Source organism: Carboxylicivirga sp. M1479 (genome assembly GCF_007097485.1).
Classification (GTDB): domain Bacteria; phylum Bacteroidota; class Bacteroidia; order Bacteroidales; family Marinilabiliaceae; genus Carboxylicivirga.
On sequence record NZ_VKDE01000001.1, the window covers coordinates 47,005 to 64,911 of the forward strand.

Below are 17,907 nucleotides of genomic sequence, written 5' to 3' on the forward strand. Positions count from 1 at the left end.
GTGTTAAACTACATTGATTATGATATTCCCTAAATCGCTCGAAAAAGGTTCAACAATAGGCATTATAGCACCAGCTGGTAAAATAGATGCTGAAACCATTCATTTTGCAGAAAAGTTATTGCACAAGCGTGGTTACAAGGTGGTTATTGGAGATAATGTACACAATACTTTTCATCAGTATGCAGGTAATGATGAACACCGCACAGCTGACCTGCAGCACATGCTGAACAGTCGTGACATAGATGCTATTTTTTGCGCTCGAGGTGGTTACGGCACTATCCGCATTATTGATGAAATTGATTTTACCCACTTTTTGGAATACCCTAAATGGATAATTGGTTATAGCGATATCACGGTTTTGCATGCGGCCTTGCAAAACAAGGTAGGCGTAGCATCCATACATGGGCCAATGCCTAAAAACTTTCCGGATAAAGATGAAGATGAAGAAGATATGGAGGCCTTGTTTAATATGCTTCATGGAGAAATGCCTTGTTATGTAATCAAACCCCACTGCCTAAACCGAAAAGGGGAGGCCAGCGGACTTTTGATCGGCGGTAACTTGTCCTTAATACAAGCTTTGCGAGCAACCGATTTAGATCCAAACCCACATGGAAAAATAATGTTTATAGAGGATTTATCGGAATACCTCTACCACCTGGATCGCATGATGCAAAACCTGAAGTTAAGTGGTTTTCTTAAGGAGTTAAGTGGTATTGTGGTTGGCGATTTTACCGATATGAAAGACAATGACGACCCTTACGGGCAATCGGCATTGGAGATAATAAAAGAAGCAGTGGCAGAATATGATTATCCGGTTATGTTTGGATTTCCTGCAGGACACAACCATTTGAACCTGCCTCTGGTTTTGGGTAAGCGGGTTGCATTAAAGGTTGATGACGAGGAATGTAAATTAGAGTTCTAAACAATGGCCGATCATAATGTATTAGGTAAAAAGGGCGAAGCAATAGCTGCCGAATACCTTGAGAAAAAAGGGTTTGAGATACTGGAACGTAATTGGGTGTATAACCACAAGGAGATTGACCTGATTGCCAAGCATAACAACTACCTAGTGGTAATTGAAGTAAAGACTCGCTCTACAGATGGCTGGGAAAGCCCGAAAGAGGCCATTACCAACGGAAAAATTCGTTTTATAGTGGAAGCAACCGAAGCCTACATTAATGAAATGGATATTGAAAATGAAGTGCGCTTTGATGTTGTAACGCTTATACCCAATGGTGAGGATTGGACGATTGAACACATTGATGAGGCATTTCATCCGAGTTTGTGAGGCTGAAAATAACATACATCATTCAGATGGCATTATAACCTTTGTTGCAGTAAGACAAACTATGAATATTAATTAGTCTAAGATAAACTACTTTCTATGAGAAGCATTTTAATTATTAGTTGCATGATGATCATTTTAAGTTCATGCGATAAATATAAATTTGATGGACATTTGATAAAGGATCCAAATGATATTTCAGAGTTATATTCTAAAGCTTCGGAAGTTGTTACCATTAACAATCAGGATTTATTTATTCAACCAGACCTTTATCGGAATTTTATGCCTGGTGGTCTCTCAAAAAAAGATCATAGACTTGTAGCACATTGTAGCTTAAGTGATATGGACAAGAACGCTATCCCAGATAACTTGGAAATAAAGTTTATGTATGTAATTAACGATTCTGAAGCATGGAAGACTTTCCCGACGATAGATGATAATAGCTCTAGTGATTATTCTATCTCCTTTTATAGCGCTGAAGGACCCAATTGGGATACAGGAATTGAGGTAGATGTTGTTTTGGAAGTAGTATCAAATGGTAAAACTTACTTCATTATTTCAAATGATAATGAAATTAAAAAAATAGAATAATAATGCCTATTAAAACTGGGTCTGGATTAGAACTCCAAAAACCCATTCTCAGCATATTAAGGCGGTTAATAATAAGCAAAAGCAATACGTACACATGAGACCTTTTGATAACAAAAAAAGCAAGCTACAATAGCTTTGTTCAAAAGCAAATTGACATAGAATCTTTTGGATAAATAAGAGAAAATAAATGATGAAAGCAGTTAGCAAACATCCGGTTTTGACTTTAATAATAAATTTAGTTTTAAATGTATTACTTGCATACTTCCTGATTTCAATACTGTTAGGTGGCGTTCTAAGGTATGAAGTTGGGTTTGTAGTGAATATCCCAATGATTGTATTGTTGGGGTATTATTTGGTTCTTCCCTATATCGTATATTTTAACGGTCGTCATCCTGAAATAAGAAGCACTTTAAATACAATAATTCTGATATTTTTAGGGCTTATAGTTGTGTTTGTTTATTTGTTTAATTTATTCTGTTGGATTGAATTATTTGATGGAAAAACTAATGCATTATTGCCATGAGCGGGTTGAAGAATACAGATAGTTTTTCATTGAGAAAAAGATTAAAGAGTTTCCATTTTGCTTTTAATGGAATAAAACACCTGATTAAGAGTGAGCACAATGCCCGAATACATCTGCTTGCATTAATTTGTGTCTTGGCGTTGGGAGTGTTCTTTAGAATTGAATTAGCTGAGTGGATAGCCATTATAATAGTGGCCGGACTAGTTTTTCTAACAGAATTATTGAACACAGCTATTGAACGACTTGCAGATTTTGTTGAGCCCAAATGGAATGATAAAATAGGACTAATAAAGGATTATTGCGCTGGTGCGGTATTGATTTCAGCTCTAATATCAATGCTTGTAGGCGGATTGATTTTTATTCCAAAGATAATTGAGTGGTGGGGATAGGCATATAGTATCGCCGAGTTTGTAATAAGCAAATTACCCATTTGCTTTTAATCTATCCCTATCAATACGATTTAGCTATATTGCTAATCTTTAACACCATTAAGTCATGAATATAGAAGAATACAGAGAATATTGCATAGCAAAGCCTGCTGTTACCGAAACATTTCCTTTTGATGAGGTAACTCTGGTATTTAAAGTTGCCAATAAAATGTTTGCTCTCACCGGTCTGGATAAAGATTTTAGCATCAACCTCAAATGTGATCCGGAGCGTGCCATAGAGCTGCGCGAAGAGTTTCCAGCTATCCAGCCAGGTTGGCACATGAATAAAAAGCACTGGAATACGGTACATATCGATGGCTCGCTGAAAGACGATTTTATAAAGGAGTTAATTGATCACTCGTACGAACTTATTGTAAAAAGCTTGAGCAAGAAAATACGTGAGGAAAATGGTTTATAGAATTTAAAGTCTAGTTTTGCGCCGAGTGCTTAAAACATAAACAGGGCACTTGGCACTATTCACTAAGCAATTTTTGTAATGAAGAAACTCGCCAAATACTTTTTCCAAGGATTACTGTATGTTGTCCCTGTTGCAGTCACCATATATGTAATTGTTTTTGCCTTTATCTGGCTAGATGGTTTGTTACGCGACTTAGAGATATTTCAGCAAGAGCCCTATTCAGAATTTAATTTTCCTGGCTTGGGGCTATTTGTGATTCTTCTATTTATCACCCTCATTGGCTTTGTTGGACAAAAGTTTATTACCACGCCCATCAGCAATTCATTTGAACGCGGTCTAAAAAAAGCGCCGCTGATAAAAGTAATTTATTCGTCGGTTAAGGATTTGTTATCGGCTTTTGTAGGTAAAGAGCGGAAGTTTGAAAAGCCTGTTTTAGTAGCTCTTGACAAAGAGGGGCTGGTAGAGCGTTTTGGTTTTATCACTTCATCAGATTTAAGCGACATAGGTGTGCACGATAAAATAGCTGTTTACATGCCTAGTTCATACGGTATTTTGGGTGAGTTGTATGTTGTGCCTGCCAATCAAGTAAAACCCATTGATGCGCATCCGGCCGAAGTAATGAAGTTTATTGTATCGGGAGGTGTGGCTAAAGTTAAGTAAGATGCGCTTTTTACTCCTCATACTATTTGCATTACAAGGGGTGCTTGTGTTGTCTCAGGCATTTGAGCAAACGGGAAAGGCATCGTATTATGCCGATAAATTCGAGGGGCGCCCCACGGCTAGTGGACAAATATTCTCCAATAAATATTATACAGCGGCTCATAAAACGTTGCCGTTTGGCAGTAAAGTGGTGGTTACCAATTTGCAAAACAATAAAACAGTTACGGTTACCATCAATGACAGAGGTCCGTTTATCAAAGGGCGCATTATTGATTTAAGTGTGCTAGCTGCCACTGAACTTGATTTTGTGCATCAAGGTATTGCCAGGGTGCGTATTGAAATGGCCCATCAAAGTGTGGATGAAGATGACTTATTAGTAGCAATCAATAATGAGTTAGAGCTTGTGCAACTCACGTGTTTTATTAATTATAACAAGCTCTCCAAAGCACTAATTACGCAGCGCTAGGTACTAATAACCTGAGTTCGATTAAAATTTAAGAGCTCAGATTTCATTAAGTGATTGATATACAATCTAAATTTTTAAGGCATAGTAAACTATGGCGATTAAATTTAGAGCAGTAGATCGATTATTTAATGAAAAGATTAATGTACCCACTTATAAACATCGATTTTCTGCGTCATATTCGTTCGACATAGCCCGCTATGCCTTCACAAATAGTCCTTAAAACTCAATATTTATAAGCGATCTGAGCAATAAATTTTACGTCGAGCTCAGGTTAATAAATTATTGTTCGGCACAGCTTTTGATTGTATCTTCGCTGTTTATTAAAATTCAAAACACGATTACCATGAAAAAAATAATCATATTACTTGTTGCAGTTGCCATGGTTGCCTGTAATCCAACTTCTAAACTAAGTACGTATCAATCAGAGGGTGATGCAGCTTTTGAACAAGCCGATTATGCTACTGCTTATACGCAGTACACCCAGTATATCACAGTTGCTTCAGCCAATGGTGTTGACATTAGCAATGAGCTATACATTAAACAAGCACAGGCCTGTGCACAGCTCGATAAAGTGGATGAAGCAAGCGAGCTATACAACACTTTGTTAGCCAAAGGAGGTCATACAAAACTATTGGCCGAATATTCGCAAATGCTGCAAGCCAATGGTCAGGTAGACGAGGAGCTAGCCCTGTGGAATAGCTACGCTGATAAGGTAAGTGCACCTGAGTTGAAACAAATGATGACGGAACGTTTAATATTTTTAAATGAGTCAAAGGGAAATAATCAAGTGCTAATAGATGTGGTGGCCAACAAACCAGCTGATGTAAAGCTATCAAAAGAAGCACAGTTATGTCATATTAAAGCACTTGAGGCTGAGAAAAAAGGATATCCGGCAGCTAAGGCCTGCAACCAATTGTTAAAAGCGTATCCGAATTATATTGAGGCTTTGGAATGGAAAGCCAAATACTATTACGAGAAAGCAGAAAATAGATACAAGTATGAGATGGCCAAATACAACAAGAACAAAAATGCCACTACATATGCCTACCTGCGTCGTGATTTAAAAAAGGTATCATCGGATTTTCGTATCGCACGCGACGTCTTTTTACAATTACGTAAGCACGACCCTAAAAACAAAAGCTACATTCGCTATCTAAAAAACACCTACCTGCGTTTGGATCAGAAAAGCGAAGCTGTTCAATTGGATAAGTTGCTGTAAGTGATTTTTGAGGGTAATTAATCCGCCTTCATGTAAACGCGTTAAGAAAATCATTAAACGAAGCGTAAAAAAAGAAAAGCTGTTTGATCCCGATTTTTCGGGAGAGTTCTTTTCTTTTAGCGAAGAGGGATGATTTTTAGCTTTTTCATGTTAGCGGCGGCTTTTTTTGTTTCGTTTTTGCAGCTGTAGGCAAAAATGAAAAGCCAGTCGGCTTGAGACATAAGTAATGTTTCTCTGAAGAAGAATATAAGTCGCTTATTAGGGATGAAAAAAATAAGGGATTGCATCTTATTATACATCTATGGTATAATAAGATGCAATCTTTTTTTGTCAACGCTACTTCGCCAATTTAAAACTAGGAAATTTTAAGCGATCCTTTATGCGTTTACCAGGTCTGAACCTGATTTTAAGCTCCTGAATTGATCGCCATGTTACTTTCTCTTCAGCTTCTTCGCTTTGGCTGTTAAAGTGCAGACTAAAAATTCCCAAATCACCAAGTTCCACAGTGTTATTATCCAGCAGATAATCTGGAATGGTGTCGGACAAAGCGATGAGTACACTGTACACATCACCCCTTGATAAGGAAGTGTAACCGGCAATGTGTTCGGCTACATCCTCAAGGGTGACTTTATGACGTTGACAGGCTCTTGCGAAAAAAACCTCTTTCACTTGTCCCTTTGCATTGGTGACTCTTTGTTTTACTTTCTTGTATTTAATGGACATTCTTCACTGTGTTTATGGTTTTTTGTAAGTATGGTATTGAATTTTTGTGCTGTGCTTTTAATCTTTTAACTAATGTAATAATATATTATAACACTAGTTAAAAGGTAAGTTTAACAGGTGTTAAAAGCAAGAAACATCAAGTGAAAAAATCATATTCATCCGTATGAAATGTCATCAATCTACCCAAAGACAGTCATCATCATGCGGTAGTAAGGGAGAGTAAGACTATGTGCAGTTTAGAGGTATTATCGTCTGGATTCCTTTTTATACGGATTGTGATAACATGGCATAGCGCTAATGCCCTTGTTGCCGGGGCTTTTTTTCTTTTTGCTACGCTCGGTACAGCTGGGAACAATGCTCATACCAAAGCGCAGATTGAGGTTGCGTTGGTTTTCTAACTTAAGAAAACCAAGCGCATTATCGGCTGTTGCATGTAAATGGAACATGCCCAATTTAAGACCTAGCCCGGCCCCAATGTTAAAGTAATCGCCATTGATGGCTGTGTAGGATATTGAGGCATTGAGTTTTTTGTAATTATAGGTATTGGCCGATAAAGTAAAAGCAGGCATTACTTTATTGCGTAGAAATTTGCTGTAAAAAACGGCTCCTGCATTCAGGTGTTGATTTAAGGTGCGAGTAAGGCCCAAATATAATTCGGGTGCTAGGTTGGTTGTGAAACCGTTGTTGTCAGGTTTAGGTAAAAACTGATGTCGCAAACTATCAGCCAACTCCTGGATATAATCGCCGCTGTTAAATTCGGTGGATGAATCGGTGCCGGTGAACTCAAAAACACCATCTGAAACAAAGGTATTGAGCTCGGCTTTCCATCCGATGAGACCGACATTTAGCAAGCTGCCCGAGAAAGTAGTTGCCTCATCGTATTGATAGATAAAACCAAGGTCGAAAGCAGCGCCAAGGTTCTTTCGGTTCATCATGTACTGCATCCAGTCCACATCTTCTTGTAGTTCAATGTTATTAACATAGCCCTCTTCATCCAGCTCAACCTCAATGGGGAATGATACTCTTACTTCCGTATCCAAAATGCCTGTTAAGCCAAAATTCAACGCGTTGGTACTGATGCCGCCCTTGGTATTAGGTGTATAAACACTGCCTTTTCCAAAAAGTAGTTTGGCGTGTATGCCAACACTCCATTTTTCTGATATCTGATGGGCTAGCCCCAGGGCATATTCTCTAAAATGATAGCCATTGGCTCGCAAACCTGCCAGGCTAGCCTCACGACCAACAAAAGGTGTATTGCCATACCAAGCCAGTTCGGCAGCTGCTTTCGGAACTGTGTTAAACGAGGTTACCTTTTCGCTTACAGCCAATGAAAGCCAGTAATCCTTTACCCAAAAGCCAGCATACAAAGGAGTATAGTGGGCAGTTGAGGCAACTATTTCGGTATTGTTAAGTTGAGTAATTACCTCATTGAAATTCAAATAGAGCGAATCGGTCGAAGAATCATAACGTAAGCCCTCGTTGGGTGCAAAGGCACTATTATTATAATTGACATGTACAGAAGATAGGCCAGGAACACCAATTATCCAATCGCAATCGTAGGCCACAGCAGGGTTGACATAATTCGCCTGTGGCACATCGTGCATTAAAAACAAGGTCAGGTTTTGTTGCGCTGCCAGGTTGGAAGTCAGCAACAATAGAACAAGGGCTGGTATAGCGTTGAGGATTCGTTTCATTTAGTTGTTGTTGATGCTAAAGTCCACTTCGGCCTGCACACCAACAGCCATATCCACCTGGTAGTTTGGAAACTGATTCACTACTTCGTCGGTAAAAAGCAACTCCTTAATACTGGCCTTAATCACAATTTGAGTAGATGTTAACAAGGCATCAATCATCTCATCTGATAAAGGCATTTGATAAGGATAGGGTTGTGTGTGACGTTCTTTTACTACTTCTCCATCAGCATTTATTTCGGCGGGTTCCAATATAATTGGCGATGATGTTAAATATATATCGTTACCCATGGCATCGATCAGGTATAACTCAGCATCCATATAAGCCGGATAACGGTTGGTGATGTCGAACTGAATCATCATGGATAGAATGTATTTACGTTCGGCCACTGATTCGCTGGAATTGAAGTAGGCTGTATCCGTTTCCGACCAGTTAACAGGTTCCGAGTCAATAGGGTCGGGTAAGTCAATTGGCAAATCATTTACATCGTCGTATTGAACCGTTAATTTACCAATTGGCAGCGAAAAGTCGGGCGTGTACTCAAAGTTTTCAGATATCTTATCCACATCTAAACCGGTGCATGCACATAGGCCTATTAAAAGTAAAGCGATATAAATTCGACTGTTCATACTCTCATGTTTTAATTCTATACACTGATATGATTCTTCAATTAATCGATAATTGACATCAATAGCAATTATCATTAATAAAAATGCATAATGAACTTCAATACAGAGTGTGTGTTCTGTTACTATGAAATGGATATTCCACATCTAAAAACGACGAATCAATGCATAGTAATCAATTAATAAACGAAACAAGTCCGTATTTATTACAGCATGCTCATAATCCTGTTGACTGGTATCCGTGGGGCCATGAGGCTTTGCAAAAAGCAAAAGATGATAACAAGCTATTACTCATTAGTGTGGGTTATTCGGCTTGTCATTGGTGCCATGTAATGGAACATGAATCTTTTGAAGATGCTGAGGTAGCGCAATTGATGAATGAGCATTTTATATGTATTAAGGTGGATAGGGAAGAGCGTCCGGATGTGGATAAAATATACATGGAGGCTGTTCAAATGCTCACGGGAAGAGGCGGGTGGCCACTTAATTGCTTTGCCTTGCCCGATGGACGACCTGTATGGGGTGGTACTTATTTTCCTAAGCAACAATGGATGGAGGTATTGCAACAACTATCGTCCTTGCACACCAACAGTCCTCAGAAGTTATTGGAACAGGCCAAAGCACTAACGGAGGGCATACAACAGATTGAAATGCCGCTGGCAGATGCTGAAGTGGGTAATGTTGATATTTACAAGGCCCTTTTGAAATCGCAAACACGTTTTGATACCCAGTACGGCGGTTTTGATGGCGCTCCCAAATTCCCCATGCCGGTAGCGCTTCAATTGGTTCATCAAATAGGAGCTTTGCAAAACAACGATGAGTTGCTTTCGTTTTTGTACCTGACACTTGATCAGATGGCTTCAGGAGGTATATACGACCAGGCAGGCGGTGGCTTTGCACGTTACTCTGTTGATGAGCGATGGTTTGCCCCTCATTTTGAGAAGATGCTGTACGATAATGCGCAACTGGTTTCCTTATACAGCAATGCTTATAAAACCAGTGGCAACGAATTGTATAAACGTGTTGTTGATGAAACGTTAGATTTTGTTACCCGTGAGCTCACTTCCGATGAAGGTGTTTTTTACTCGGCCCTTGATGCCGACAGTGAAGGCGAAGAAGGTTTATTTTATGTGTGGAGCTATGACGAATTAAAAGAGTTACTGGGAGATAATGAGCCCTTCTTTAAGTATTTCAATATTACTAAAAAGGGTAATTGGGAAGCAAACAGAAATATACTACATGGCGACATCACTCGCGAAGCTTATGCGCAAAAACATCAGGTGGATGCTGTGCAATTTAACCGTTCACTTAACGAAGCTCTGAACTTGTTGTTGGGAGAACGAAACAAACGTGTTCGACCGGGCTTAGATAATAAGGTTTTGACATCATGGAATGCCCTGATGATAAAGGGGCTCTGTGATGCTTATCAGGCATTTGGCGATAAAGCGTATTTACAAAAGGCCGAAAAGGCCATGACTTACCTATTGTCTCAGGTTAAACAAACAGATGGCGGATTATACCGTACATCTAAAAATGGCCTTAGTAAAATTGATGCCTTTTTAGATGATTATGCTTTTATGATTGATGCTCTTATCGCGTTATACGAAGTGAGTTTTAATGAGAGTTATTTACATGAAGCCTTGGCCTTAAGTGAGTATGTGGTCAAGCATTTTTATAATTCTACGGCGCAGGTGTTCTATTACACCTCAAAAAGTGGCGAGCAGCTCATCGCACGTAAAACCGATGTGCAGGATAATGTGATACCATCGTCGGTGGGAGCAATGGCGAATAACTTAATGCGTTTACACCAGCTAAACCACTTGCCAGAGTATGAGCAAATGGCGAATGCCCTGATTGATAAAATGCAAAAGATAGCTGAGGAGCACCCGACCTACTATGCACAATGGGCGCTATTAAAGCATTTACAAGATAAACGACAGGAGTTGGTGGTGCTTGGCGCTAAGGCAGAATTATACCGATTTGAGTTACAAAAGAAGTTGCGGCCAGGTGTGGTTTATGCGGGCTCTCTTAATGGTGCATCATCCATTGAGGTAGTACAAAATAGATACAAGGAGGAAGCAACGCTTATTTATAGGTGCCGGAATAAAGTATGTGAGTTACCTGTGGAGAAACCGGAGTTACTTCCTTAGCATCTTTAAGATGCTAAGGGAGTAGGGTATATGGTTTTGTTATTTAATTGTTTTGCACAGGTGTAGCAGTGCCTTTTTCCATTATTAAACTAAATGAACCATCCTCATTAAACTCAACAGTAGCACCTTTTTCTTTCATTTCCTTAGCAAAAGCAGCTCTTTTTTCTGGAGTATCAAGCTTTGATGGTGTTTTTTGGTTGTTGGAAGCAGTTTCTCCATTCAACGCAAAGTTAATTGGGATGGTGTAGCTAACGTTTACAGCTTCTCCTCTTTGCATGCCCGGTTTCCATTGTGGCATTTTTTCAGTTACCCGAATGGCTTCTTCGTCTAAAATGGAATGTCCACTACTACGGGCAATTTTTATATCACGTACAAATCCATCCTTTGCCACAACAAAAGAGATATAAACACGACCGCTTGCACCAGCGTTCTTTGCTTCTTCAGGGTATTTGACCGCTGTTGAAATGTACGTGCGAAGTGCGTCTTCACCACCAGGGTATTCGGGCATCTCCTCAACCACAAAGAAAACAGGGCCAGTAGTTGTTTTAAGTTGTGCGTTGGTGTTTTCAATGGCTTCTTTTATCTCGGCCTCATCTTGAGTTAGTTCAGGCTCTACCTCGCGTAATTCACAGGCAAACAACACTGCCACCAACGAGATGGTAACAATGGCTAGAACAGGTTTTAAACCAAATATCTTATTGAAATTATTTTTCGTCATCATGGAAAATCGTTTTTTTGTTAATGATTGGTTGAAGTTATTGACGGGCAAGAGGCGGGCACCAGTTGCCTGAAACAACAACAACTCTTTGTAGCTATTAGCTGAGAAACCTTTTTCAAGCACTTTTTTATCGGCCTGAAACTCATGTAACTCTTTTAGCATATTGCGCAAGAGCCATGCAAAAGGATTGAACCATTGGATAATTAAGAGAAGTTCGAGAAAGAGCACATCCCAAGTGTGCTTTAAACGAACATGCGTTAGTTCATGAATCATAATTTGCTCCAGCTCCTTGTCGGAGTAGCGCGATTGATTAATAAACACCACATTAAAAAATGAAAAAGGATTAAACTGACCGGGCAAATCAGCTACTTTATACCCTTTAAAACTGACCAGTTTCACACGTCCGGCTAATCCGCCCAATCGGATAAAGCCAAATGCTAGTCGAAGCAACAATCCCAAGCAACCAATACTATATAACCATTTAAAAGCTGGCGATTTTGCCACAACAGGCACTACCACAGCTTTTGTGTTTTGCGCATAAACAGTAATGGTATCAATTACATTACCCACATATACATCGCCCTCAATGGCGGCCGTTTTGTCTATTGTAAATGATAAAATAGGTACAACGGTCGCCAACAATAGTGATAGCAGCAAGTAATAGCGATTAAACTTAAAAGTAGGTTCGGCATGTAATACCAAACGATAAAATGCTGTTAATAAGCCTAAAATTAATGCTGACTCGAATAGGTAATTGACAAGTAGATTCATGGGGATATAATCAGGTAAAAGTCAAATTTTATATAAATCAATACACTAGATAAGAGGATAATTAATCCTCACTCTTTTCATCCAGATCTTTTTTTACATCATTCAGTAATTCTTCCAAATCATTAATGTCCATTTTGTCCTCTTTGGCAAAGAAAGACACCATGTTTTTAAATGAATCTTGAAAATAATTCGACATAAAGCGCTTCATATATACTTTTTTGTATGCTTCCTTTGAAACAAGAGGGAAATACACATATCCCTTGCCGAGTTTTTCATGATCGACAAAGCCTTTGTTCTCGAGTATGCGCACAATGGTTGATACGGTATTATAGGCCGGCTTGGGTTCCGACATGAGTTCGATGATGCTTTTTACATTGGTCTTGCCCAGTTCCCATAGTTTTTGCATCACTTGTTCTTCTGCTTTGGTCAATTCTTTCATCTCTCTCTCAACTAAAATATTAGTTCAAATATAAGGGCATAAAAACACAATGCAAAACTTTTCCACTATTTTTTTAGTTGAAAGATTTAGTTGGCCACTTCTTCTTCCATAATGCGATCGGCTAAATCACGCACATAATCATGTTCTTTAAGCTTGTCTTTTGCATCGTGCTCATCATATGCCTGCAGGGTTATGGCATTAATAAAATCCATGCCTAAAGCTTTAAACACGCGTTTAAATTGTTCAATGGCCATATCGCAGTCATCAGCTCCAGATCCGGCAGGTAAAATCAATGCGGCACGCTTTCCATACAATTTTTTATTAGCGAAGTAGGGTCTAAATCGATCAATCAAAAGTTTTGTTTTGGCAGATGGTCCGAACCAATAAATGGGAGTACCAAAGATAATTACATCAGCCCATTCCATGTTCTCATATAACAAGCTCATGGCATCATTTTGAGCGCACACCATGTCGTCAGACTTACACTTTCTGCAATCAATACAGGGTTGTATCGTATGCTGATACAGATGAAAACTTTTGCATTCTGCACCTTTCTCTTCTAAATGACGTGATAAAACGGATGCTACTGTTGAGGTATTTCCATTTTCGCGTGGACTTCCGATAAATATTACAACGTGCATAAGGTTATTTTTAAGTGAGTAACAAACAAGTTACTATAGTTTTATGACTATTTCCACGAACTAAAAGAATTATGCCTGTAACAAATGAAAGGAGGCAGGCGTCCTACTTTTGAATTGCGAATTAAAACTGACGATCATGACAAGAAGATACACGATACTATTCATGCTTTCTTTATTAAGCTATACTTTAATGGCTCAAGAGACCAAAACAAAAAGCATTGTTACCGTTGAAGAAAGCCGGGGGAAAAGCATTGTAACGGCTCCAGGTGTAAAGGTTGAAGTGGATGAATTTAATGACACCATTACCAAAATTACAATTGGCACCCGTCGTTTTGAAATTATAGAAGATTACAACCGCGCTCGTGTTAGAATGGTGCGTGTACCCCGTGAGAAATTTAAAGGTCATTGGGCTGGTTGTGATTTAGGATTCAATGGGTATTTAACATCAGATTTCTCAACAGACTTGCCTCCCGAGGATATATTCATGGATTTGAATGGCTCCAAATCGGTAATGTTTAGCATCAATTTTTTGCAATATAACATCGGCTTGCAGCGGCATAAGAACAATTTAGGTTTGGTCTTAGGTGCCGGATGGACTTTTTATAATTACCGAACCGATCAGCCATATACTTTTGAGCGCGACCCCGATACAGGCATGACCATTGGAGTGCCGGTTCCTCCTGAGCGCGATGTTGAAAAAAATAAAATTACCTCCTCGTTTATTAATATTCCCTTGTTACTGGAGTGGCAGATTCCAAGTTCAGAGCCTTTCCACCGATTTTATATATCGGCAGGACCATATTGCGGATTTAAGTTGGGGAGCCATACTAAGTTAGTTTACGAAGAGAATGGTAACCGGGTTAAGGACAAAGGGCATAGCGATATTAACCTAACACCATTTCAGTATGGTGCCATGGTGCGTTTCGGATATCGCTTTATTAACCTTTATGCCAGTTATAACTTCTCAACCTTGTACACCGAAAACAGAGGTCCTGAATTGTATCCGTTTACAGTTGGCTTATCGCTTATTCAATTTTAAATCACAGTTATCATGCGCAAAATACTTAGCATCATAAGCATCGCTTTATTCATCTCGATTGGAGGGATGCTCGCACAAACTATTGATTCTACTGTTGCATCGATTTATGAGCGGCATTGGGAAATTGAAACTGGTATTTACCGAGTTATGCGAGATGGTAAAGTGGGCATTATTCAGTCCAATGGTCAAATCATTGTTCCCTGTGAATATAATCAAGTGTGGAATTTAGATGATAACGGATATTTCCGTGTATTGAAATCTGGCAAAGCTGGTGTTTTTCATATCAGTGGACAAATAATTATACCAGCTGAATATGATCAGGTATGGCCATTTAGTAATGATCTGGCAAAGGTGTTAAAACATGGTAAGCTGGGTTATTTTAATAAACAAGGCGAACAAGTTGTTCCATGTGAATATCAACAAATATGGGCTTACGATGATGGAAGAGCCCGGGTATTAAAAAATGGAAAGATTGGATACATCGATGTTACCGGACATGAGATTATTCCGTGTGAATATCAACAGATATGGAGCTATGAGAATGGTAAAGCTCGCGTTTTAAAAGATGGCAAGGTTGGCTACATCGATTATTATGGGAATGAAATTATTCCGCCGATGTATACGCACATTTGGGCGTTTGAAAATGGCAAAGCCAAAGCCTTACTCGAGGGACAAATGGTTTGGATTGACGAAACAGGACAACCACTGGATTTGCCTGCCCCTAGTGGAGATTATCAAGAGCCTCCATCAACCAAAGTAATTACCAGCGACAATGAAAAAGAGGTGGTAATTGAAGATGAAAAGGGCAATAAAACGCACATAAAGATTCTTGGTGGTGATATTGTGATCAACGAAAAAGGCAATGATACTTACATTGAAATAGGTGGAAGAGACCGTAATCGTAACAAGACTAGAAATAATAATCGACGTTTTAAGGGACATTACACAGGCGTTGAGTTTGGCTTTAATAATTACGTAACCTACGATTTTAGCACCAGCTTGCCACCAGATGATAATTATATGGAGTTGGATGCAGGGCGCTCAAATTCCTATGCTATCAACGCCTTTCAGTGGAGTATTGGTCTCGATCGACGCGGGAATATTGGCTTGGTAACAGGTTTGGGTATTGAGTGGAATAACTATCATTTCTCCAATCCTATTATTTTAAGCAAAGATGATAATGGTAATATAACTTACGAAGATGCCACACGTCCTTTAGATAAAAATAAATTGGTTACTACGCATTTGAATGTGCCATTGCTAATGGAATTTCAGATTCCAACCAACAACTATCGTAACTCTTTTTATTTATCTGCAGGTGGTATAGGTGGCTGGCGTATTAACTCCTACAACCGTATTATTTATAACGATAATGAAGAGCCGCACAAGCAAAAGAAAAAGGGCAGTTATAACTTGCAGGAGTTCCGTTATGGTGTAATGGCTCGCATGGGGTATCGTGCTATTAACCTTTATGGCACCTATTATTTCTCCACTTTATTTGAAGAAAACAAAGGGCCCGAGTTATATCCTGTTTCAGTTGGTCTGAGTATTTATTTCGATTTGTAATAGGTCAGTAATTTATTATAATAACCCATCCATAATTTGAAGTGGATGGGTTTTTGTATTTATTGGAGTATATATTAACGATAGAACTAATGTCTCTATTTGAATAGACAGTTATTTAGTTGTAATTCATATTTGTTGTAAGTGCTTAAAAGATGGCAGGTGTCATATTATAAAGCCTAACAACTATGTTAAAATCAACTGTTTTTATTGCCCTGATAATTCTTCTATCATCGTGCTGTCAAATTATTACTAGCTTAATTAATAATGATGATGATTATTCGAATTGCGATGTTATTGAGCAGTCTGAATTACATATCAAAAGTCCCGGAAATGCTGTGTTAACAGCGATAATAAAAAATAATGGCGAGCTGAGTGTTTATGATGTTGAAGTTGTTGCATCTTTGAAAAAGAATGATGTTGTTCTTGAGAGGCAACGAGTTGTTATTTCGTATTTATCTGTCAATGAAGATGAAATGGTAAGCTTCTCTTTTACTCAGGTCAATTATGGCAATGAATACGATCAAATTGATATTAGTATGCATTGGAAAGAAGTAGCATCTTATGATGATAATGATAATGGCTGTGATGGTTAGTTAGACTTTACAGGTTATTGTAAATCTGTTAGAAACCGTCCTTAATAGAGGATTTGTATAAAACGAGTTGCTTGATGCCATCCATCGAATTACATGGCTATGATTTTGTCATAATCTTAACCGGGTCAAACTTTTATTTTGTATGGACTAATACCTTTAAATTGTTGTGAACAATGTACAAACGTACTTGGTTTTGTTACTAATCTTTTTGACATTTAATGCTCATTTAAAACAGTTATCATGAAAACCGTATTGTTTCTTATCACATTCTTTATTTGTCATTTTTCTTATTCTCAGAATACCAAAAGGGTCCTTATCCTGATAAAAGAAGAATCATCGCAGTTAGAATTTATGTTGGAAAATGAAGCACTTAAAATGAGGGGAATTTTGAAGCAATCAGGCTTTGAAGTATTTACTGCTACGGTTTCTGGGAAAACACTTCGTGGTGGTTCTGTTTCATTAACTCCCGATTTAAAGCTGAGTCAGGTAGATATTAATGATTACGATGGATTTATTATTCCATGCATGATAGTTGATAAAACCACTGAAGAAACCGTTGAATTTGTAAAAAACGTCGTTAAAAGCAAGAAGCCAATTGCAGCTCAAGTGGCATCGGTATATTTGCTTGCCGAGGCCGGCGCACTAAAAGATAAAGAATATGCTTTGTATTCTGATCAAAGTCCCAAAAGTGCTTTTGAGGGAAGTACTTATGCTGGAAACGGTGTGGTCAAAGATGGAAAAATACTAACTTCAGGTGGATGTCCTTGGGCAGAGTATAAAAATAGAGGGAAAGACCGTACAGTTGAGCTGACTGAGGCTTTTATGGATATGGTTAAGGCATTGCGGTAAGAATAGGTAAGCAACTCACATTCATCAATGCAAGTGTCAAAGCTGCAGCTGAATCATTCAATATAAAAGAGTTCAGAAGACAATTTTAGAGGAGTGGCTGACGTGAAGCTCTTTCTTTACAGACTTCGTGAAATTTATGCCTAGACCCAGAATTTGTATGTGATCCAATTTTGTTGGAAGATGGGGAGTAAAGAATATATATGAAAAATTCCATAGCCCTAATATACTAAAAAAGCCACCTCAAAATGAAGTGGCTTTTCAGCTCCCCAGGTTCCCGAGTCTTCGGGAGAACCTACGACCTACGGATTAATCCCGATGTTTCGGGACCGCTCTAACTCAATGCCTTTTTAATGATGCTATGTAAATAATCAGAACTTTGTTGGTTTATTATTATGTCGCGTATAAAACGACGGCTTTTCTGCTTCTTGATAAACCTTTCAACACGCATCGCATTGCCAGCATTATCCGAAACACTAAAGTATGCTTTTAAATCCCAAGGTTGGTGCTTAG

20 protein-coding genes are annotated in these 17,907 nt (G+C 38.7%); 14 read left to right on the plus strand and 6 right to left on the minus strand.

The genetic code is table 11. The features are described 5' to 3' along the window. The first annotated feature begins 19 nt into the window (after nucleotides 1–19). The 9 genes from FNN09_RS00200 (at nucleotide 20) to FNN09_RS00240 (ending at nucleotide 5,590) form a co-directional block, all read left to right on the plus strand. On the plus strand, nucleotides 20–922 hold the full coding sequence (locus tag FNN09_RS00200; protein ID WP_143299447.1) for an LD-carboxypeptidase: 903 nt from the start codon (nucleotides 20–22) through the stop codon (nucleotides 920–922). A gap of 3 nt (nucleotides 923–925) precedes the next feature. Then, nucleotides 926–1,288: a YraN family protein gene (locus FNN09_RS00205; RefSeq protein ID WP_143299449.1), complete on the plus strand. Its 363-nt coding sequence runs from the start codon at nucleotides 926–928 to the stop codon at nucleotides 1,286–1,288. 96 nt (nucleotides 1,289–1,384) lie between these two features. Further along, nucleotides 1,385–1,876 (plus strand): hypothetical protein, encoded by a 492-nt coding sequence (locus tag FNN09_RS00210; protein WP_221932389.1) that lies wholly within the window; start codon nucleotides 1,385–1,387, stop codon nucleotides 1,874–1,876. Nucleotides 1,877–2,063: 187 nt separating this feature from the next. Then, nucleotides 2,064–2,399, plus strand: a complete 336-nt coding sequence (locus FNN09_RS00215; protein ID WP_143299453.1) for a hypothetical protein — start codon at nucleotides 2,064–2,066, stop codon at nucleotides 2,397–2,399. Beyond that, complete coding sequence (locus tag FNN09_RS00220; RefSeq protein WP_221932390.1) at nucleotides 2,396–2,788, plus strand: diacylglycerol kinase family protein; 393 nt, start codon at nucleotides 2,396–2,398, stop codon at nucleotides 2,786–2,788. Before FNN09_RS00215 ends, FNN09_RS00220 begins: the two co-directional genes overlap by 4 nt. Nucleotides 2,789–2,894: 106 nt before the next feature. Then, complete coding sequence (locus tag FNN09_RS00225) at nucleotides 2,895–3,245, plus strand: MmcQ/YjbR family DNA-binding protein (protein WP_143299454.1); 351 nt, start codon at nucleotides 2,895–2,897, stop codon at nucleotides 3,243–3,245. Nucleotides 3,246–3,323: 78 nt separating this feature from the next. Further along, nucleotides 3,324–3,905: a DUF502 domain-containing protein gene (locus tag FNN09_RS00230; protein ID WP_143299456.1), complete on the plus strand. Its 582-nt coding sequence runs from the start codon at nucleotides 3,324–3,326 to the stop codon at nucleotides 3,903–3,905. 1 nt (nucleotide 3,906) lies between these two features. Continuing rightward, entirely contained in the window at nucleotides 3,907–4,371 is a 465-nt protein-coding gene (locus FNN09_RS00235) for a septal ring lytic transglycosylase RlpA family protein (protein WP_143299457.1), read from the plus strand. Between the two features lie 343 nt (nucleotides 4,372–4,714). Further along, a complete protein-coding gene (locus FNN09_RS00240) occupies nucleotides 4,715–5,590 on the plus strand; it encodes a hypothetical protein (protein ID WP_143299458.1) in 876 nt (291 codons plus the stop codon). Nucleotides 5,591–5,926: 336 nt separating this feature from the next. Here FNN09_RS00240 and FNN09_RS00245 read toward each other — a convergent pair whose 3' ends face one another. The 3 genes from FNN09_RS00245 to FNN09_RS00255 all read right to left on the minus strand — a co-directional run bounded on the left by FNN09_RS00245 (nucleotide 5,927) and on the right by FNN09_RS00255 (nucleotide 8,634). Next, on the minus strand, nucleotides 5,927–6,313 hold the full coding sequence (locus FNN09_RS00245) for an HU family DNA-binding protein (RefSeq protein WP_143299459.1): 387 nt from the start codon (nucleotides 6,311–6,313) through the stop codon (nucleotides 5,927–5,929). Between the two features lie 245 nt (nucleotides 6,314–6,558). Beyond that, nucleotides 6,559–8,007, minus strand: a complete 1,449-nt coding sequence (locus FNN09_RS00250) for a DUF5723 family protein (RefSeq protein ID WP_143299460.1) — start codon at nucleotides 8,005–8,007, stop codon at nucleotides 6,559–6,561. Next, nucleotides 8,008–8,634, minus strand: coding sequence for a hypothetical protein (locus FNN09_RS00255; protein WP_143299461.1), 627 nt, complete (start codon nucleotides 8,632–8,634; stop codon nucleotides 8,008–8,010). It lies immediately after the preceding gene. A gap of 161 nt (nucleotides 8,635–8,795) precedes the next feature. Between FNN09_RS00255 and FNN09_RS00260 the strand changes: the two genes are divergently transcribed. Continuing rightward, nucleotides 8,796–10,781: a thioredoxin domain-containing protein gene (locus FNN09_RS00260; RefSeq protein WP_143299462.1), complete on the plus strand. Its 1,986-nt coding sequence runs from the start codon at nucleotides 8,796–8,798 to the stop codon at nucleotides 10,779–10,781. A 43-nt stretch (nucleotides 10,782–10,824) separates the two neighbouring features. Here FNN09_RS00260 and FNN09_RS00265 read toward each other — a convergent pair whose 3' ends face one another. The 3 genes from FNN09_RS00265 to FNN09_RS00275 all read right to left on the minus strand — a co-directional run bounded on the left by FNN09_RS00265 (nucleotide 10,825) and on the right by FNN09_RS00275 (nucleotide 13,350). After that, nucleotides 10,825–12,270, minus strand: coding sequence for a TonB family protein (locus FNN09_RS00265; protein ID WP_143299463.1), 1,446 nt, complete (start codon nucleotides 12,268–12,270; stop codon nucleotides 10,825–10,827). Between the two features lie 61 nt (nucleotides 12,271–12,331). Beyond that, entirely contained in the window at nucleotides 12,332–12,709 is a 378-nt protein-coding gene (locus tag FNN09_RS00270) for a BlaI/MecI/CopY family transcriptional regulator (RefSeq protein WP_143299464.1), read from the minus strand. 86 nt (nucleotides 12,710–12,795) lie between these two features. Beyond that, nucleotides 12,796–13,350 (minus strand): flavodoxin family protein, encoded by a 555-nt coding sequence (locus FNN09_RS00275; RefSeq protein ID WP_143299465.1) that lies wholly within the window; start codon nucleotides 13,348–13,350, stop codon nucleotides 12,796–12,798. Nucleotides 13,351–13,486: 136 nt separating this feature from the next. Between FNN09_RS00275 and FNN09_RS00280 the strand changes: the two genes are divergently transcribed. The 4 genes from FNN09_RS00280 to FNN09_RS00295 all read left to right on the plus strand — a co-directional run bounded on the left by FNN09_RS00280 (nucleotide 13,487) and on the right by FNN09_RS00295 (nucleotide 17,397). Then, nucleotides 13,487–14,389 (plus strand): porin family protein, encoded by a 903-nt coding sequence (locus FNN09_RS00280; RefSeq protein WP_143299466.1) that lies wholly within the window; start codon nucleotides 13,487–13,489, stop codon nucleotides 14,387–14,389. A gap of 12 nt (nucleotides 14,390–14,401) precedes the next feature. Further along, nucleotides 14,402–15,955 (plus strand): WG repeat-containing protein, encoded by a 1,554-nt coding sequence (locus FNN09_RS00285; RefSeq protein WP_143299467.1) that lies wholly within the window; start codon nucleotides 14,402–14,404, stop codon nucleotides 15,953–15,955. Between the two features lie 185 nt (nucleotides 15,956–16,140). Continuing rightward, a complete protein-coding gene (locus tag FNN09_RS00290; protein ID WP_143299468.1) occupies nucleotides 16,141–16,548 on the plus strand; it encodes a hypothetical protein in 408 nt (135 codons plus the stop codon). Nucleotides 16,549–16,788: 240 nt separating this feature from the next. Continuing rightward, complete coding sequence (locus tag FNN09_RS00295) at nucleotides 16,789–17,397, plus strand: DJ-1/PfpI family protein (protein WP_143299469.1); 609 nt, start codon at nucleotides 16,789–16,791, stop codon at nucleotides 17,395–17,397. Nucleotides 17,398–17,907: the final 510 nt, after the last annotated feature.

Bases quoted from the DNA above. Each gene is read 5' to 3' on its own strand.
- FNN09_RS00200 (WP_143299447.1), top strand. From the start codon at position 20: ATGATATTCCCTAAATCGCTCGAAAAAGGTTCAACAATAGGCATTATA.
- FNN09_RS00205 (WP_143299449.1), top strand. From the start codon at position 926: ATGGCCGATCATAATGTATTAGGTAAAAAGGGCGAAGCAATAGCTGCC.
- FNN09_RS00210 (WP_221932389.1), top strand. From the start codon at position 1,385: ATGAGAAGCATTTTAATTATTAGTTGCATGATGATCATTTTAAGTTCA.
- FNN09_RS00215 (WP_143299453.1), top strand. From the start codon at position 2,064: ATGATGAAAGCAGTTAGCAAACATCCGGTTTTGACTTTAATAATAAAT.
- FNN09_RS00220 (WP_221932390.1), top strand. From the start codon at position 2,396: ATGAGCGGGTTGAAGAATACAGATAGTTTTTCATTGAGAAAAAGATTA.
- FNN09_RS00225 (WP_143299454.1), top strand. From the start codon at position 2,895: ATGAATATAGAAGAATACAGAGAATATTGCATAGCAAAGCCTGCTGTT.
- FNN09_RS00230 (WP_143299456.1), top strand. From the start codon at position 3,324: ATGAAGAAACTCGCCAAATACTTTTTCCAAGGATTACTGTATGTTGTC.
- FNN09_RS00235 (WP_143299457.1), top strand. From the start codon at position 3,907: ATGCGCTTTTTACTCCTCATACTATTTGCATTACAAGGGGTGCTTGTG.
- FNN09_RS00240 (WP_143299458.1), top strand. From the start codon at position 4,715: ATGAAAAAAATAATCATATTACTTGTTGCAGTTGCCATGGTTGCCTGT.
- FNN09_RS00245 (WP_143299459.1), bottom strand. From the start codon at position 6,313: ATGTCCATTAAATACAAGAAAGTAAAACAAAGAGTCACCAATGCAAAG.
- FNN09_RS00250 (WP_143299460.1), bottom strand. From the start codon at position 8,007: ATGAAACGAATCCTCAACGCTATACCAGCCCTTGTTCTATTGTTGCTG.
- FNN09_RS00255 (WP_143299461.1), bottom strand. From the start codon at position 8,634: ATGAACAGTCGAATTTATATCGCTTTACTTTTAATAGGCCTATGTGCA.
- FNN09_RS00260 (WP_143299462.1), top strand. From the start codon at position 8,796: ATGCATAGTAATCAATTAATAAACGAAACAAGTCCGTATTTATTACAG.
- FNN09_RS00265 (WP_143299463.1), bottom strand. From the start codon at position 12,270: ATGAATCTACTTGTCAATTACCTATTCGAGTCAGCATTAATTTTAGGC.
- FNN09_RS00270 (WP_143299464.1), bottom strand. From the start codon at position 12,709: ATGAAAGAATTGACCAAAGCAGAAGAACAAGTGATGCAAAAACTATGG.
- FNN09_RS00275 (WP_143299465.1), bottom strand. From the start codon at position 13,350: ATGCACGTTGTAATATTTATCGGAAGTCCACGCGAAAATGGAAATACC.
- FNN09_RS00280 (WP_143299466.1), top strand. From the start codon at position 13,487: ATGACAAGAAGATACACGATACTATTCATGCTTTCTTTATTAAGCTAT.
- FNN09_RS00285 (WP_143299467.1), top strand. From the start codon at position 14,402: ATGCGCAAAATACTTAGCATCATAAGCATCGCTTTATTCATCTCGATT.
- FNN09_RS00290 (WP_143299468.1), top strand. From the start codon at position 16,141: ATGTTAAAATCAACTGTTTTTATTGCCCTGATAATTCTTCTATCATCG.
- FNN09_RS00295 (WP_143299469.1), top strand. From the start codon at position 16,789: ATGAAAACCGTATTGTTTCTTATCACATTCTTTATTTGTCATTTTTCT.